A 14,660-nucleotide genomic window follows, 5' to 3' on the forward strand; every position below is an offset into this window, starting at 1 on the left:
CTTGAAAAATGGTCGGAGCGGCGGGATTCGAACCCACGACCCCTACACCCCCAGTGTAGTGCGCTACCGGGCTGCGCTACGCTCCGACATGCCTTTATCCTTAGTGTCGTGCGATTAGTCGTGCAAGCCCGCAATGGCGGCGTCGGTGGAAAAACCGGCCATACAGCAGGCGACGGCAGCGGACGTCCTGATCGCACGGGCCTCGCCAGTCTATTGACGTTGCACAATTTTTGGAGGCATACTCTCGATGGTCGATCCGGAAGGATCGGACCTGCTATTGGACAACGATCTATAGCATAGCTGTAGCAAAAAGACTTCTTGGTTGGGAGTAGAGCCTAGAGCTGATCTAACCTTGGAGATATGTCCATGTACAGTCATTTTTTTGCAATGCGTAACACCCCAAAAACACTTGCCGCAGCAATTGCATGCACTCTTTCGATGGCCGCCGCGCCAGTTCATGCCCAGGATCACGCGGTTGGTGAACAGCTTTATCTTGAAGCGTGCGCGGTGTGCCACGGGACGCAGGGCCGCGGTGGCGGTGAGTTCGGCCAGTATTTGACGGTTGAACCCAGCAACCTGACGGTGCTGACCCAGCAGAACGATGGCGTGTTTCCGTATCTGGAGGTCTTTCAGGTCGTCGACGGGCGAACCGGGGTGAGGGGCCACGGTGCCGCGGACATGCCGATCTGGGGCAATGTCTTCGAACGTGAGGTCGGCGCGACTGGCGGCCCATACGGTTCAGAACTGCTTGTAAGGGCGCGCCTCGTCGCACTGGTCGATTACATCGAAAGCCTTCAGCAGGAGTAGCTGCGCCAAGAGGCAATGAACGAATAAAAGGGGCGGGCAATCGGCGCGTTCAGCGCGCCTGGTCGAGCAGGCGCTTGCATTCGAGCAGGTCGAACAGCGCCTCCTGCAGCAGCGTGCGGTTGTCGTGCGACAGGGCGCCCTCGCCGGACCCGGCCTGCGCCGCCTCCCCGCCCTTGCCCAGCGAGAAGATGCCGCGCGCACGCGGCCGGGCATGGCCGACGACCATGTCCTGGTCCGGATCGTCGGCCGGGCGCGGCTCGGCCCGCACCGGCGGCGGCTCGGAGGCAACCGGTTCGGCCGACGGCGCGCCCTGCTCGCGGGCCTTCGCCTCGGCGGTGCGCCGCGTCATCTCCTCGAGCGCGGACATGTCGCCGGCGCCGATGGCGATGGCGAACTGGACCCCGTTCTGGCGCAAGATCTTCTGCACGCCCTTGATCGTGTAGCCTTCCTCGTAAAGAAGGTGCCGGATGCCGCGAAGAAGGTCGACATCGGCCGGTCGGTAGTAGCGCCGGCCGCCGCCGCGCTTGAGCGGCTTGATCTGCGAAAAGCGCGTCTCCCAGAAGCGCAGCACGTGCTGGGGCAGGTCGAGTTCGTCGGCGACCTCTGAGATGGTGCGGAAGGCGTCGGGGCTCTTGTCGGTCATCGGTTGATCGTCGGTCGTGGTTGGTCGGTCGTCGGTCGAAAGAACTCCGGGGCCGGGCTCAGCCGGAGCTGCCGTCTGCGTGCTTGCGCGCCTTGAAACCATCGATGATGCGCTGCTTGAGCACGTTGGAGGCCTTGAAGGTGACGACCCGTCGCGGCGAGATCGGCACCTCCTCGCCCGTCTTTGGATTGCGGCCGATGCGCTCGGACTTGCTGCGCACCTGAAAGGTGGCAAAGGACGACAGCTTGACGGTCTCGCCGCGCACCACCGCGTCGCAGATCTCGTTGATGATCATCTCGACCAAAGCGGCGGATTCGGTGCGGGAAAGGCCCACCTTGCGGTAGACGGCTTCGGTCAGGTCCGACCGTGTGACCGTTTTCTCCCCCATGAAGTCGTCTTCCCGCAACCGCGTGTTCGATCTTGGCCGGGAGCGTACCGCGAAACGCCTTTGGATTCAAGCAAATGGACCCCGTTGTGCCAAATCGCTACAGGGCATATGCGGTCCGCTCGCCTTGTTGCCGCGCCCCCCGCGACGGCTTGCGACTACCAGCGCACGAGCAGCGCGCCCCAGGTGAATCCGCCGCCCATCGCCTCCAGAAGCACAAGGTCGCCGGGCTGGATGCGGCCGTCCTCGACGGCCACCGACAGGGCCAGCGGCACCGAGGCGGCCGAGGTGTTGCCGTGCCGATCGACGGTAATGACGACCTTTTGCTCGGGAATCTGCAGCTTTTTGGCCGAAGCTTCGATGATGCGGCGATTGGCCTGGTGGGGCACGAACCAGTCGATCTGCTCGCCGGTGATGCCGGCGGTGCGGAAGGAATCCTCGATGACATCGGTGATCATGCCGACGGCGTGCTTGAAGACCTCGCGACCCTCCATGCGCAGATGACCGGTGGTCTGCGTCGTCGACGGCCCGCCATCGACATAGAGCTTTTCCTTGTGCCGGCCGTCCGAGCGCAGATGGGCGGCCAGGATGCCGGTATCGGATGTCAGGCCGACGCCGGCGGCCTCCTCGACGACCACCGCACCGGCACCGTCGCCGAACAGCACCGCCGTGCGCCGGTCGGTCCAGTCGATGATGCGCGAGAACGTCTCGGTGCCGATGACGAGAACGCGCCGGGCGAGGCCGGCGCGGATGTAGGTGTCGGCCGTGGTGAGCGCATAGATGAAGCCGGTGCAGACGGCCTGGATGTCGAAGGCCGCGCCATGGGTCATGCCGAGCCGGCACTGGATGTCCACGGCGGTCGCCGGAAAGGTGTTGTCGGGGGTCGAGGTGGCGACGATGATCAGGTCGATGTCGTCGGGCGTGCATCCGGCCGCGCCAAGCGCGCGGCGCGCGGCGGCCTCGCCGAGCGAGGCTGTGGTCTCGCCCTCGCCGGCGATATAGCGCTGACAGATGCCGGTGCGCTGGCGGATCCAGGCATCGGAGGTCTCGAGCTTGCCCTCGAGTTCGGCATTGGGCACGACGCGCCGGGGCAATGCGCTGCCGACCCCGGAAATGGCGGATCTGATCATTGAGCGGCCTTGATGTTCGCGGTTTCGCCGTCGCTGCCCGGCGACCGGCCCTGCAACTCGTGAAAACGGCGGATGTCCTCGCCGATATGGGCCAGAAGCCGGTTGCGGACCATGTCGTAGGCCATGTCCACGGCGGCGGCGAAGCCCTCCTCGTCGGTGCCGCCATGGCTCTTGACGACGATGCCGTTGAGCCCGAGGAACACGCCGCCATTGACCTTGCGCGGGTCCATCTTGTCGCGCAGGCGGGCAAAGGCGCCGCGCGCCAGGAAATAGCCGATGCGCGCGAACACCGTCCGGCTCATGGCCGCGCGCAGATATTCGCCGATCTGGCGGGCCGTGCCCTCGGCGGTCTTGAGCGCGATATTGCCCGAAAAGCCCTCGGTGACGACGACATCGACGGTGCCCTTGCCCAGATCGTCGCCTTCGACGAAGCCGTGATATTGCAGACCGTCGAGCGCCGTCTCGCGCAGGATCGTGCCGGCCTCCTTGACCTGTTCCTGGCCCTTGATCTCCTCGACGCCGACATTGAGCAGGCCGACGGTGGGCCGCTCGACCTCGATCAGCGCGCGCGCCATGGCCGCGCCCATCACCGAAAAATCGACGAGCTGGCGCGCATCGGCGCCGATCGTCGCGCCGACATCGAGCACGATCGATTCGCCGCGCATGGTCGGCCAGATGGCGGCGATCGCCGGCCGTTCGATATCGGCCATGGTCTTGAGGCAGAAGCGCGCCATGGCCATCAGCGCGCCGGTATTGCCGGCCGACACGCACACATCGGCCTCGCCCTCGCGCACCGCCTCGATGGCGCGCCACATCGAGGAATTGCGGCGGCCATTGCGCAGCGCCTGGCTGGGCTTTTCGTCCATGCGCACGGCAACCTCGCAATGCTCGACGCGGCTCGCCCGGGCGAGCGCGGCATGGGCGGCGAGGTGACCGTCGATCTGCTCCTTGTCGCCATAGATCACGAACTGCATATCGGGATGGCGCTGAAGCGAGATCGCCGCGCCGGCAATGGCAACCGACGGGCCGTGGTCGCCCCCCATGGCATCCAGTGAGATTGTGATCACGTTGATCCGATCCAGTTTCGCGGTCCTGCGGCGGCCGGGGAAGGGCCGTCGATCGCAGCCGGTTTGAGCGGCAAGATACCCATTATGCCTTTCGGCTCAACCATCAATTTCGCTTCGCTCAGCGCGCCTTGCGCAGCCTGTCGAGCGCGGCGAACGGGCCCTGTTCGGCCTGATCGTCCTCGCCCGCGGTCATTTCGACCGGGCCGGCGCCGGGCTTGTGCGGATAAGGATCGATGGCCAGCGCGAAGAATTCCTCGGCGACCGCGCCAATGTCCAGAAATGGTGAATCAAAGGTTTCGGGTGCGTCGGGTCCTTCGGGGTCGATGAGCACGTCTTGACCCTCGCCCTGCTCGAGCCGCCGGGCGAGCCGCGAATCGCGCGGCACGAAGGTGGCATCGACCGGCACGGCGAGCCGCGCCGGCAGCGGTTCGAGCGTGACGACGCATTGCTGGACGATATCGGCGACGATCTCACCGGTCACCCGCACGCCATCGCGCTGCCAGGGGCGCACAACTAGTTCGGCACGAAAGCCGTCAACGGTCTCGAGCCCGTGGATTTCGGCGAGCGCGGCGCGCTGGTCGGCGTCGGCGCCGATCGATACGGCGCGGCCGCCGGCGGCAAGCCGGGAGACGTCGAGCGGCCGGCTGACCGGCGATGGCGCCGCGGTTCCGGTCACGGTGCCGGCCCGGCGGTCAGGTAATCGATGCGGCCGGCCAGCAGCGCCGCATTGTCCTGGGTGGCCAGATGCCGCGCGCTGGCGATCATGTAGGCGGCGATCGGAGCGGGCGCGAGACGCTCGCTGGCCGGATCGTCGGGCATGACATTGCGCCTGATGGCGATGGCGAGCGCGTCCGGATCGTCGTCGTCGATGGCCTGCCAGTAGGCGCCCATGCGGCCATAGAACATGCGCGCCAGCTTCTTCATGCGCTTTGGCACGCCAAGATCGCCCACGCCCAGTTCGCGGATGGAGTGGTCGACATCCTTGAAGAACTCGTCGAGCACCTCCTGGGCGAGCGCCTCGATCTGCGGGCCTTGCGCGCGGGTCCGGTGCATGAGCACGATCATGTGCAGGGCAACCGATTCATAGCGGCCGAGCGGAGTGTCCGGCATGCCCCAGTCGGCATACAGCACCGGCTGGCGCGCGGCCGCGACGGTGCGCTCGAAGATGGCGTCGACGATCCTGCGGTTCGTTTCGCGCTCGGTTCGCCGAAACAGTGACACAATCATGCAGCATGCCCAGATCGTTGGCCGGTGCGGGGGCGCGTTCGACGCGCTTGCAACGCGGCCGGCTGTGGTTTACCGGGTTCACCGGCCCAAAGGCGCAAGGCGCCCAACAGGAGATGATCGTGGCGGCGAAGAAAATCAAGGCTTCTCAACGCATGACGGCCCGCCTGGCCGCCCTTGCCGTCTCCGGCGCCCTGATCACCGGCTGCAGCACGATGGACGTGCTCGACACCTCCGAGACCTTCAAGCAGGGCTATGTCATCGACGAGCAGACGCTGTCGCTGGTGCCCGAGGGCTCGAGCCGGGCGCAGGTTCTGCTGGCGCTGGGCACGCCGACGACCACCAATTCCTTCGGCGATGAGGAGGTGTTCTACTACATCTCCCAGACGCGCAAGCGACGCGCTCAGTTCCTCAAGCCGCGGCTCGTCAACCAGCGGGTCGTGGCGGTCTATTTCGACGAGGAGTCCAAGGTGCGCCAGCTCGCCGATTACGGCCTGCAGGATGGCAGGGTATTCGACTTCATCACGCGAACAACGCCGACCGGCGGCCGCGACCAGACCTTCCTGACGCAGATCCTGACCGGCACGCTGGGCGGACCGACGCCCGAATCGGTGCTGGGGCAGTAGCGGGCCGGCCAAGAGCAGCAGCCCGGCCAAGAGCAGCGGGCCGGCCAGGACACGGCGAAGGCCGGAGCTCCTTCAGCTCTCGGAGAAGACGGCCAGTTCGTTGCCGCCCGGTTCGGTGAACTGGAAGCGGCGACCGCCGGGAAAGCCGAAGATCGGCTGGGTGATGGTGCCGCCGGCATCGATCACCGCGCGCAGGGCGCCTTCCAGATCGTCGGTCTGGAGGACGACGAGCGGCGGGCGGAGTTCGCCGCGTTCAAGGCCGCCGCCGATCCCCGAGCCCTGAACGTCCTTGTAGTCGTCGCCATAGTCGACATAGCTCCAGCCGAAGGCGTCGGCGAGAAAGGCCTGGGTCTGCTCGAGCCTGGGCGAGGTGAATTCGACATAGGTCATCTTGAGCGGCAGCTTTACTGGCATGGTCCGTTTTCCTTCATCCATGCTGATGGGCGGTGCGCCCGTGCGGGGCGTCTCCCCGCAATCGCGCTTGGCGGCCCCCGATCCCGGCATTGCGTGCCGGGATGACGCGGCGCAAGCCACGTCTCAACGCGGGGCTGTGACACGGCGTGGAGCGGACCGGCGACCGGCCCGGTACGCCCCCTATCCCTGCGCCAACACGGCCAGCAGCAGCAGGGCGACGATGTTGGTGATCTTGATCGCAGGGTTCACGGCCGGGCCGGCGGTGTCCTTGTACGGATCGCCGACGGTGTCGCCGGTCACCGAGGCCTTGTGCGCCTCCGAGCCCTTTTCGTGCTTGACGCCGTCCTTGTCGACGAAACCGTCCTCGAAGGATTTCTTGGCGTTGTCCCAGGCGCCGCCGCCCGAGGTCATCGAGATGGCGACGAACAGGCCGTTGACGATCACCCCGAGCAGCATCGCGCCGACGGCGGCGAAGGCCGAGGCCTTGGAGCCGGAAATGATCAGCACGCCGAAATAGACCACCAGCGGGGCCAGCACCGGCAGCAGCGAGGGCACGATCATCTCCTTGATCGCGGCGCGGGTCAGCATGTCGACCGCGCGCGCGTAGTCGGGCCGCTCGGTGCCTTCCATGATGCCGGGCTTTTCGCGAAACTGGCTGCGCACCTCCTCGACGACCGCGCCGCCGGCGCGGCCGACGGCGGTCATGGCGATGCCGCCGAACAGATAGGGGATCAGGCCGCCGAAGATCAGCCCGGCCACGACATACGGGTTGGACAGCTCGAACGAGATCTCGCCCAGATCGGCGAAGTAGCCGTAGGTCTCCGAATTGGCCGCGAAATAGGTCAGGTCGTTGGCATAGGCGGCAAACAGCACCAGCGCGCCAAGACCTGCCGAGCCGATGGCGTAGCCCTTGGTGACGGCCTTGGTGGTGTTGCCGACCGCGTCGAGCGCGTCGGTCGACTTGCGCACTTCAGGATCGAGGCCGGCCATCTCGGCGATGCCGCCGGCATTGTCGGTGACCGGGCCGAAGGCATCGAGCGCGACGATCATCCCGGCAAGGCCGAGCATGACGGTCACCGCGATGCCGATGCCGAACAGGCCGCCGAGCTGGAAGGTGGCGATGATGCCGGCAACGATGACGATGGCGGGCAGCGCGGTCGCCTCGAGCGAGACCGCGAGGCCCTGGATGACGTTGGTGCCGTGGCCGGTGACCGAGGCCTGGCTGATCGAATTGACCGGCCGCTTGTTGGTGCCGGTGTAGTATTCGGTGATGATCACGATCAGGCCGGTGACGATCAGGCCGATCAGGCCGCAGATGAACAGGTTCCAGCCGATGATGGACTTGCCGTCGACGACGCCGATCTCGCCCCAGCCGATTGTGAACGAGGTCGCCGCCCCAAGGCCGAAGATCGTCAGCACGCCGGTGGCGATCAGGCCCTTGTAGAGCGCGCCCATGATCGAGCCGTTGGTGCCAAGGCGCACGAAGAAGGTGCCGACGATCGAGGTGATCAGGCAGGCCGCGCCAATCGCCAGCGGATACAGCATGACCATGGCCAGCACCTCGGTGCCGGCAAAGAAGATCGCGGCGAGCACCATGGTGGCGACGACGGTCACCGCATAGGTCTCGAACAGGTCGGCGGCCATGCCGGCGCAGTCGCCGACATTGTCGCCGACATTGTCGGCGATGGTTGCGGGATTGCGCGGATCGTCCTCGGGTATGCCGGCCTCGACCTTGCCGACGAGATCGCCGCCGACATCGGCGCCCTTGGTGAAGATGCCGCCGCCAAGGCGCGCGAAGATCGAAATCAGCGAGGCGCCGAAGCCGAGCGCGACGAGCGCGTCGATGACGGTGCGGCTTTCCGATGCAAGACCCATGGGCACGGTCAGGACGTAGTAGTAGATGGCAACGCCGAGCAGCGCCAGGCCGGCCACCAGCATGCCGGTGATCGCCCCGGACTTGAAGGCGATGTCGAGCCCGCCCGACAGCGAATGGGCGGCCGCCTGGGCCGTGCGCACATTGGCGCGCACCGAAACGTGCATGCCGATATAGCCGGCAAGGCCAGAGAGCACGGCGCCGATCAGAAAGCCGATGGCCGCGGTCGCGCCCAGAAGCAGCCAGGTGACGGCGCACACGACGATGCCGACGATCGCGATGGTGGTGTACTGCCGGTTCAGATAGGCCTGGGCGCCCTCGCGGATCGCACCTGCGATCTCCTGCATGCGCTGGTTGCCCTGATCGGCAGCCAGGACCGACTGCGTGGCCCAGACCGCGTATGCGATCGACACCAGCCCGCAGGCGATGACGGCGAGAAGTAGCATCGGATATCCTCCTGAATGGCCCGCAAAATCCCCCGCGGGCCGCAAGATGTCGGGTCGGCAGTGCCCGGGCGGGCACGCTGCGTCGGCGTCGTCTATGCAGAATGGGTGGACGAGAATCAAGGCGCGTGGCGCCCATTCCCCCGATGGTCGAAGGCGTCAGCCGTGTGGGGCGGCGGCCGGCGGTTCGGCGCCCGCACGCCGGTCATGGACGACGAAGCCGATCAGCACGACAAGGCACAGCCCGGCGATCGGCAGCAGGATCCAGTTCAGCGTCGCCCAGCCGAACGCATTGAGGGTGGCGCCCGACATCAGCGAGGCCAGCGCGACCGTGCCGAAAAGGGCGAAATCGTGCGCGCCCTGCACGGTGTTCTTTTCGGCCGGCGTGTAGGTCTCGGTGAGCATTGCGGTGGCGCCGATGAAGCCGAAATTCCAGCCAACGCCCAGAAGGATCAGGGCCAGCCAGAACTGCCACAGGGCGATGCCCGACAGGGCGACCAGCGCGCATGCGATCAGGATGACGAGGCCCGTTGCGACGATCGTCTCCTTGCCGAAGCGGGCAATCAGGTGGCCGGTGACGAAGCTGGGCGCGAACATCGCCATGACGTGCCAGGAGATGCCGAGCGTTGCCTGTTCGGCCGAAAAGCCGCAGCCGACCATGGCGAGCGGCGCGCCGGTCATCAGAAAGCTCATCAGCGCGTACGAGGTCACCGCGCACAGGAACGCAACGGCAAAGCGCGGCTGGGTGACGATCTGGCCGAGCGGGCGCGGCGGGGCGGCGCTCACCGCGGCCGGGCCGGCCGCCACGTGGTCGCGGATCTTCAGCGTGGCAAGGACGATCACGCCGACGAGCCCCAGCCCGATCACCGACACGAAGGCGCCGGCGAACTCGACCGGGGCGAGCAGATCCTTGGTGTGGATCACTGCCTGCGGACCGATGATGGCGGCGAAGACGCCGCCGCCGAGCACCCAGGAGATCGCCTTGGGCTTGAAGACGGGCGGGGCGGCATCGGCGACCGCGAAGCGGTATTGCTGGACGAAGGCGCCGCCAATGCCGATCAGCGCAAGCGCCAGACCAAACAGCCAGAAAAGGCCCTGCATGAGCGCGACGGCGGCGACGGCGCCGCCGGTGGCGGTGACCAGGGCGCCGGACATGAAACCGTTGCGGCGGCCGACCGCGCGCATCAGCAGGGCCGCCGGCAGCGCGCCGAGCGCCACGCCCAGGTTGAACCCGGTGACGGGCAATGTCGCCAGCGTCTTGTCGGCGCCGAGCAGGTAGTGGCCGGCAAGCCCGCCCAGCGAAATCGACACCGGCGCCGCGGCACCGACGATCGCGGCCGCCGCCGCGATGGTCAGCGTGGCGCGCTTGGCGGCGGCAAGGTCCTGTGCGGCCTGGGTCGTCACGTTGCGGGTTCAGTCCTTGCGGTGCGTGCGGGCGATCCGGTCGAGGACCGCGTTGACCATGCGCGGCTCCTCGCCCTCGCCGAAGAACGCGTGGGCGACATCGACATACTCGGTTACGATGACCGGCACCGGAACATCCTTGCGGTGGATCAACTCCCAGGCGCCGGCGCGCAGCAGCGCGCGCAGCGTGCCGTCGAGCCGCGACAGCGGCCAGCCTTCGCTCAGCGCGGCGCGGATGACCGGATCGAGCCGGGTCTGCTCGGCAACGACGCCGGACAGGATCGCCCGGAACCAGGCCGGGTCGGCATCGCGGTAGCGGACCCCGTCGATCTCCTGGCCGAGCCGGAAGGTCTCGTATTCGGCCGCGGTCTCGAGCACGCCGGCGCCCGAAATGTCCATCTGGTAAAGGGCCTGCACGGCGGCCAGCCGCGCCACGCCGCGCTTGTTGGCCGCCTTGCCGAGGGACGGGGGCTGGCTCGCCATCATGCCAGGCCCAGTTCGTGGCGGAGCGCGATCATGGCGAGCGCGGCGCGGGCGGCATCGCCGCCCTTGTCCTTGCGGGCCGGATCGGCGCGGGCCCAGCCCTGATCGGCATTTTCGGCCGTGACGATGCCATTGCCGATGGCAAGACCGTGCGCGAGGGCGAGGTCGGTGAGCCCGCGCGCGGATTCGTTGCACACGATCTCGAAGTGATAGGTCTCGCCGCGAATGACCATGCCGAGCGCCACATAGCCGTCATAGGGCACGGTGCGGTCGAGGGCGAAGCGGATCGCGCCGGGCACTTCCAGCGCGCCGGGCACGGTGACGGTGTGGTGGATCGCGCCAGCTTCGTCCAGCGCGGCGCGCGCGCCGGCAAGCAGCGCGTCGGACATGTCGTCGTAAAAGCGCGCTTCGACGATCAGGATGCGGGGGCGGTCGGGGCTCATGAACGGTCCGGCGACTGAGGTGGCTGGCGGCTGGACTACGCCCCTTTTCCGGCCTGCGCAAGGCGGTCCACATAGTGGGCGACATAGCGCGCGATCGGGTCGATTTCGAGGTTGACGCGGTCGCCCGGCTGCCGCTCGCCCCAGGTGGTCACGTCGAGCGAATGGCGAATCAGCAGGACGTCGAAACGCCCGCCCGAAACGCCGTTGACGGTGAGCGACGTCCCGTCGAGAGCGACCGAGCCCTTGGGCGCGATGAACTTCATCAAGGCGGCGGGCGCCTCGACGACAAAGCGCACCGCATCGCCCTCGTCGTGGCGCTCGACGATTTGCGCCATGGCGTCGACATGGCCCGACACCATGTGTCCGCCATATTCGTCGCCCGCCTTGAGCGCGCGCTCGAGATTGATCCGCGCCCCTTCGGCCCAGTCGCCGGCGGTGGTCAGGCGCAGCGCCTCCTCCCAGGCCTCGACCTCGAACCAGCGCGCGTTCGAGCCCCGCTCGGGCAGGCCGGTGACGGTCAGACAGACGCCGGCGCAGGCGATCGACGCGCCGATGGCGATGCCCGCCGGATCGTATTGCGTTGCGATGCGAAAGCGCCGGCCCTCGGCAAGCGTGGCAACGGCGTCGATGCGCCCGATATCGGTGACGATGCCGGTGAACATTCACCCTCCCCGTTCGGCGAAGACGAAGCGGTCGGCGCCATAGGCCGCGCGGCGCGTGACGGCGAAACCGGCCGGCAGGGACGCGGCGGTCAGCGGCGCCCGCACGCCGCCCTGTCCGACCGCGACATCGCTGTCGAATAGGGCGATGCGGTCGACAAGGCCCTCGGCGAGGAACGCCGACGCAATGGCCGCGCCGCCCTCGACAAGCAAGCTGGCAACGCCGATGGCCGCCAGGTCCTCGGTCAGTTCGGGCAGCGCGAGGCGCCCGTCATGAGCCTCCGAAGCGATGATCCGCACGCCCCTTGCCGCCAGCGCGCGGGCGCGCTCGGACAGCGGCGCGCAGGTCGCCACATGCACCGGCGCGCGGGCGGCGGTCTCGACCAGTTGCGAGGACAATGGCAGGCGCGCATCGGTGTCCACGACGATACGGCGTGGCGTGCGGTCTTCCATGCCCGGCAGCCGGCAGGTCAGTTCCGGATCGTCCTCGAGCGCGGTGCCGATGCCGATGAGGACCGCATCGTGCTCGGCGCGCAGGACATGGCTCTGGGCGCGGGCGACCGCGCCGGTGATCGGCACCTGGCCGGCGCCCGGACGGCCGATCATGCCATCGGCGGAAACGGCAAGCTTGAGAGTCACTTGCGCGCGCTTGTTGAAAGATCGAATCAGATAGCCGCCCAAAACCGCCCGGGCCCGGTCCGGCGCACAATCGGCCAGAACCTCGATCCCGGCCTTGCGCAGCATGGCATAACCGCGGCCAGAAACGCGCGGATCGGGATCGGAGACGGCGGCGACGACACGCGCCACGCCCGCCGCGATCAGCGCTTCGGCGCAGGGCGGCGTGCGGCCATGATGGGCGCACGGCTCGAGGGTGACATAGGCGGTGGCGCCGCGCGCGGCCTCGCCGGCCTGCTTGAGCGCGATCGGCTCGGCATGGGGGCGGCCGCCCGGCGCGGTCACGCCGCGGCCGACGATCACCGGTCCCTGGCCATCGTCGCGCACGATGAGCGTTGCCACGGACGGGTTGGTGCCGGTGCGGCCGAGATGGCGCCGGCCATAGCGCAGCGCCGCGCCCATAAAGCGGCGGTCGACCTCGGACAGGGCCGTACCTGCCTCACCGGGCGGCATCGGCCGCCCCGTCGCGCTCCTGGTCATCGATCCGCTCGCCGATCTGTCCGAGCAGATCCTTGAAGTCCTGCGGGTTGCGGAAATCCTTGTAGACCGAGGCAAAGCGCACGAAGGCGACCTCGTCCATGCGCTTGAGCGCTTCCATGACGAGCGTGCCGATCTCGTCGGCGGGGATTTCCTGCTCGCCCGAGCTCTCGAGCTGGCGGACGATGGCCGAGACGGCCTTTTCGACCCGCTCGGGCTCGACGGGCCGCTTGCGCAGCGCGACCTCGAAGGAACGGGCGAGCTTGTCGCGGTCGAAGGGCACCTTGCGGCCGTTCTTCTTGACGACGACCAGTTCGCGCAGCTGCACCCGCTCGAAGGTGGTGAACCGGCCGCCGCAGTCCGGGCAGACCCGGCGGCGGCGGATGACGGTCCCCTCCTCGGCGGGGCGGCTGTCTTTGACCTGCGTGTTCTCGGTGTGACAGAACGGACAGCGCAAGCGCGTTCCCTCAGTCCAGATGCGGATAGATGGGGAAGCGGTTCGTCAGCGCGATCACGTCCTCGCGAACCGCCGCCTCGACCTGCGAGGTGTCGCCATCCTCGCCGGACTGGGCGAGCACGTCGATCACCTTGACGATCATCCGGCCGACCTCACGAAACTCGGCGGGGCCGAAGCCGCGGGTGGTCGCCGCCGGCGTGCCCAGGCGGATGCCCGAGGTCACGGCCGGCTTTTCCGGGTCGTCGGGAACGCCGTTCTTGTTGCAGGTGATGAAGGCGCGGCCGAGCGCGGCCTCGGCGGCCTTGCCGGTAACGCCCTTGGGCCGCAGGTCGACCAGCATCAGGTGCGTGTCGGTGCCGCCCGAGACGATCTGCATGCCGCCCTCGACGATGGTCTGGGCGAGCACCTTGGCGTTGTCCGCCACCGCGCGCATGTAGCCGGCGAATTCGGGGTCCAGCGCCTCGCCGAAGGCGACAGCCTTGGCGGCGATCACATGCATGAGCGGGCCGCCCTGAAGACCGGGAAACACCGCCGAGTTGATCTTCTTGGCGATCGTCTCGTCATCGGTGAGCACCATGCCGCCGCGCGGGCCGCGCAGCGTCTTGTGCGTGGTCGTGGTGACCACATGGGCGTGCGGGAACGGGCTGGGATGAACGCCGGCGGCGACCAGACCGGCGAAATGGGCCATGTCGACCCACAAATGCGCGCCGACCTTGTCGGCAATGGCGCGAAACCGGGCGAAGTCGATGATGCGCGAATAGGCCGAGCCGCCGGCGATGATCAGGCGCGGCTTGTGCTCGACGGCGAGCGCTTGGACCTGGTCGTAATCGATCAGGCCGGTGTCGAGGTCGAGCCCGTACTGGACCGCGTTGAACCATTTGCCCGACATGTTCGGCCGGGCGCCGTGCGTCAGGTGGCCGCCGGCATCGAGGCTCATGCCCAGGATCGTGTCGCCCGGCGCGGCGAGCGCCAGCATCACAGCCTGGTTGGCCTGGCTGCCCGAATTGGGCTGGACATTGGCGAAGCCGCAGCCGAACAGCCGGGTGGCGCGCTCGATGGCCAGGTTCTCGGCAATGTCGACATACTGGCAGCCGCCATAATAGCGTCGGCCCGGATAGCCCTCGGCGTATTTGTTGGTCATCACCGAGCCCTGCGCCTCGAGCACGGCGCGGCTGACGATGTTCTCCGAGGCGATCAGTTCGATCTCGTGGCGCTGGCGCGTCAGTTCCTTGTCGATGGCGCCGGCGATCTCCGGATCGCGCCCGGCCAGGTCCTGGCCGAAAAAGGCGTCGGAGAATTGCGAATCGGCAGCGCTGACATGCGACATGAGAGCAGTCCTTTCGTTGGATGCAGGGACAGGCGGGCGCGCCTTAACACGATGCCGCGCCGCTGTCATGCCTGGCACGGGGCCGGGTTCGCCCGCGATCGTGTGACCGATCGCCCCGCCGAC

The 14,660-nt window shown here is 67.7% G+C and carries 17 protein-coding genes and 1 tRNA gene; 2 read left to right on the forward strand and 16 right to left on the reverse strand.

Translation table 11 applies throughout. The features are described 5' to 3' along the window. Positions 1-9: 9 nt before the first annotated feature. Positions 10-86: transfer RNA gene (locus tag RBB34_RS07515), tRNA-Pro, on the reverse strand. 280 nt (positions 87-366) lie between these two features. Between RBB34_RS07515 and RBB34_RS07520 the strand changes: the two genes are divergently transcribed. After that, positions 367-807, forward strand: coding sequence for a cytochrome c (locus RBB34_RS07520; protein ID WP_306118585.1), 441 nt, complete (start codon positions 367-369; stop codon positions 805-807). 49 nt (positions 808-856) lie between these two features. Here RBB34_RS07520 and RBB34_RS07525 read toward each other — a convergent pair whose 3' ends face one another. From RBB34_RS07525 to RBB34_RS07550, 6 genes are all read right to left on the reverse strand, one after another. Further along, on the reverse strand, positions 857-1,450 hold the full coding sequence (locus RBB34_RS07525) for a MerR family transcriptional regulator (RefSeq protein ID WP_306118586.1): 594 nt from the start codon (positions 1,448-1,450) through the stop codon (positions 857-859). Between the two features lie 58 nt (positions 1,451-1,508). After that, positions 1,509-1,838, reverse strand: a complete 330-nt coding sequence (locus RBB34_RS07530; RefSeq protein ID WP_306118587.1) for an integration host factor subunit alpha — start codon at positions 1,836-1,838, stop codon at positions 1,509-1,511. Positions 1,839-1,993: 155 nt separating this feature from the next. Further along, entirely contained in the window at positions 1,994-2,965 is a 972-nt protein-coding gene (locus RBB34_RS07535) for a beta-ketoacyl-ACP synthase III (RefSeq protein WP_306118588.1), read from the reverse strand. Then, positions 2,962-4,032, reverse strand: a complete 1,071-nt coding sequence (gene plsX, locus RBB34_RS07540) for a phosphate acyltransferase PlsX (RefSeq protein ID WP_306118589.1) — start codon at positions 4,030-4,032, stop codon at positions 2,962-2,964. Before plsX ends, RBB34_RS07535 begins: the two co-directional genes overlap by 4 nt. Before the next feature lie 118 nt (positions 4,033-4,150). Beyond that, positions 4,151-4,708: a DUF177 domain-containing protein gene (locus tag RBB34_RS07545; protein WP_306118590.1), complete on the reverse strand. Its 558-nt coding sequence runs from the start codon at positions 4,706-4,708 to the stop codon at positions 4,151-4,153. Continuing rightward, complete coding sequence (locus RBB34_RS07550; protein ID WP_306118591.1) at positions 4,705-5,259, reverse strand: ubiquinol-cytochrome C chaperone family protein; 555 nt, start codon at positions 5,257-5,259, stop codon at positions 4,705-4,707. The genes RBB34_RS07545 and RBB34_RS07550 overlap by 4 nt, the downstream gene beginning before the upstream one ends. Positions 5,260-5,372: 113 nt before the next feature. Between RBB34_RS07550 and RBB34_RS07555 the strand changes: the two genes are divergently transcribed. Next, positions 5,373-5,882 (forward strand): outer membrane protein assembly factor BamE, encoded by a 510-nt coding sequence (locus RBB34_RS07555; RefSeq protein WP_306118592.1) that lies wholly within the window; start codon positions 5,373-5,375, stop codon positions 5,880-5,882. 72 nt (positions 5,883-5,954) lie between these two features. On the opposite strand, the gene RBB34_RS07560 is transcribed toward RBB34_RS07555, so the two are convergent. From RBB34_RS07560 to glyA, 9 genes are all read right to left on the reverse strand, one after another. Then, positions 5,955-6,296 carry a VOC family protein gene (locus RBB34_RS07560; protein WP_306118593.1) on the reverse strand — a complete coding sequence of 114 codons (342 nt, stop codon included), beginning with the start codon at positions 6,294-6,296 and terminating at the stop codon, positions 5,955-5,957. Positions 6,297-6,476: 180 nt separating this feature from the next. Then, positions 6,477-8,615 carry a sodium-translocating pyrophosphatase gene (locus tag RBB34_RS07565; RefSeq protein WP_306118594.1) on the reverse strand — a complete coding sequence of 713 codons (2,139 nt, stop codon included), beginning with the start codon at positions 8,613-8,615 and terminating at the stop codon, positions 6,477-6,479. 156 nt (positions 8,616-8,771) lie between these two features. Then, positions 8,772-10,016 (reverse strand): MFS transporter, encoded by a 1,245-nt coding sequence (locus RBB34_RS07570; RefSeq protein WP_306118595.1) that lies wholly within the window; start codon positions 10,014-10,016, stop codon positions 8,772-8,774. Positions 10,017-10,025: 9 nt separating this feature from the next. Beyond that, positions 10,026-10,502, reverse strand: coding sequence for a transcription antitermination factor NusB (gene nusB, locus RBB34_RS07575; RefSeq protein ID WP_306118596.1), 477 nt, complete (start codon positions 10,500-10,502; stop codon positions 10,026-10,028). Then, a complete protein-coding gene (gene ribH, locus RBB34_RS07580; protein ID WP_306118597.1) occupies positions 10,499-10,942 on the reverse strand; it encodes a 6,7-dimethyl-8-ribityllumazine synthase in 444 nt (147 codons plus the stop codon). Before ribH ends, nusB begins: the two co-directional genes overlap by 4 nt. 35 nt (positions 10,943-10,977) lie before the next feature. After that, the gene (locus RBB34_RS07585) at positions 10,978-11,604 is read right to left on the reverse strand and encodes a riboflavin synthase (RefSeq protein WP_306118598.1); all 627 of its coding nucleotides are present in this window, start codon (positions 11,602-11,604) and stop codon (positions 10,978-10,980) included. Then, positions 11,605-12,729: a bifunctional diaminohydroxyphosphoribosylaminopyrimidine deaminase/5-amino-6-(5-phosphoribosylamino)uracil reductase RibD gene (gene ribD / locus RBB34_RS07590; protein WP_306118713.1), complete on the reverse strand. Its 1,125-nt coding sequence runs from the start codon at positions 12,727-12,729 to the stop codon at positions 11,605-11,607. It lies immediately after the preceding gene. Next, positions 12,716-13,210 carry a transcriptional regulator NrdR gene (gene nrdR, locus RBB34_RS07595; RefSeq protein WP_306118599.1) on the reverse strand — a complete coding sequence of 165 codons (495 nt, stop codon included), beginning with the start codon at positions 13,208-13,210 and terminating at the stop codon, positions 12,716-12,718. Before nrdR ends, ribD begins: the two co-directional genes overlap by 14 nt. A 10-nt stretch (positions 13,211-13,220) precedes the next feature. Further along, positions 13,221-14,537, reverse strand: coding sequence for a serine hydroxymethyltransferase (gene glyA / locus RBB34_RS07600; RefSeq protein ID WP_306118600.1), 1,317 nt, complete (start codon positions 14,535-14,537; stop codon positions 13,221-13,223). Between the last annotated feature and the right edge of the window lie 123 nt (positions 14,538-14,660).

The sequence above is a fragment of the Roseitalea sp. MMSF_3546 genome, assembly GCF_030732865.1.
GTDB lineage: Bacteria > Pseudomonadota > Alphaproteobacteria > Rhizobiales > Rhizobiaceae > Roseitalea.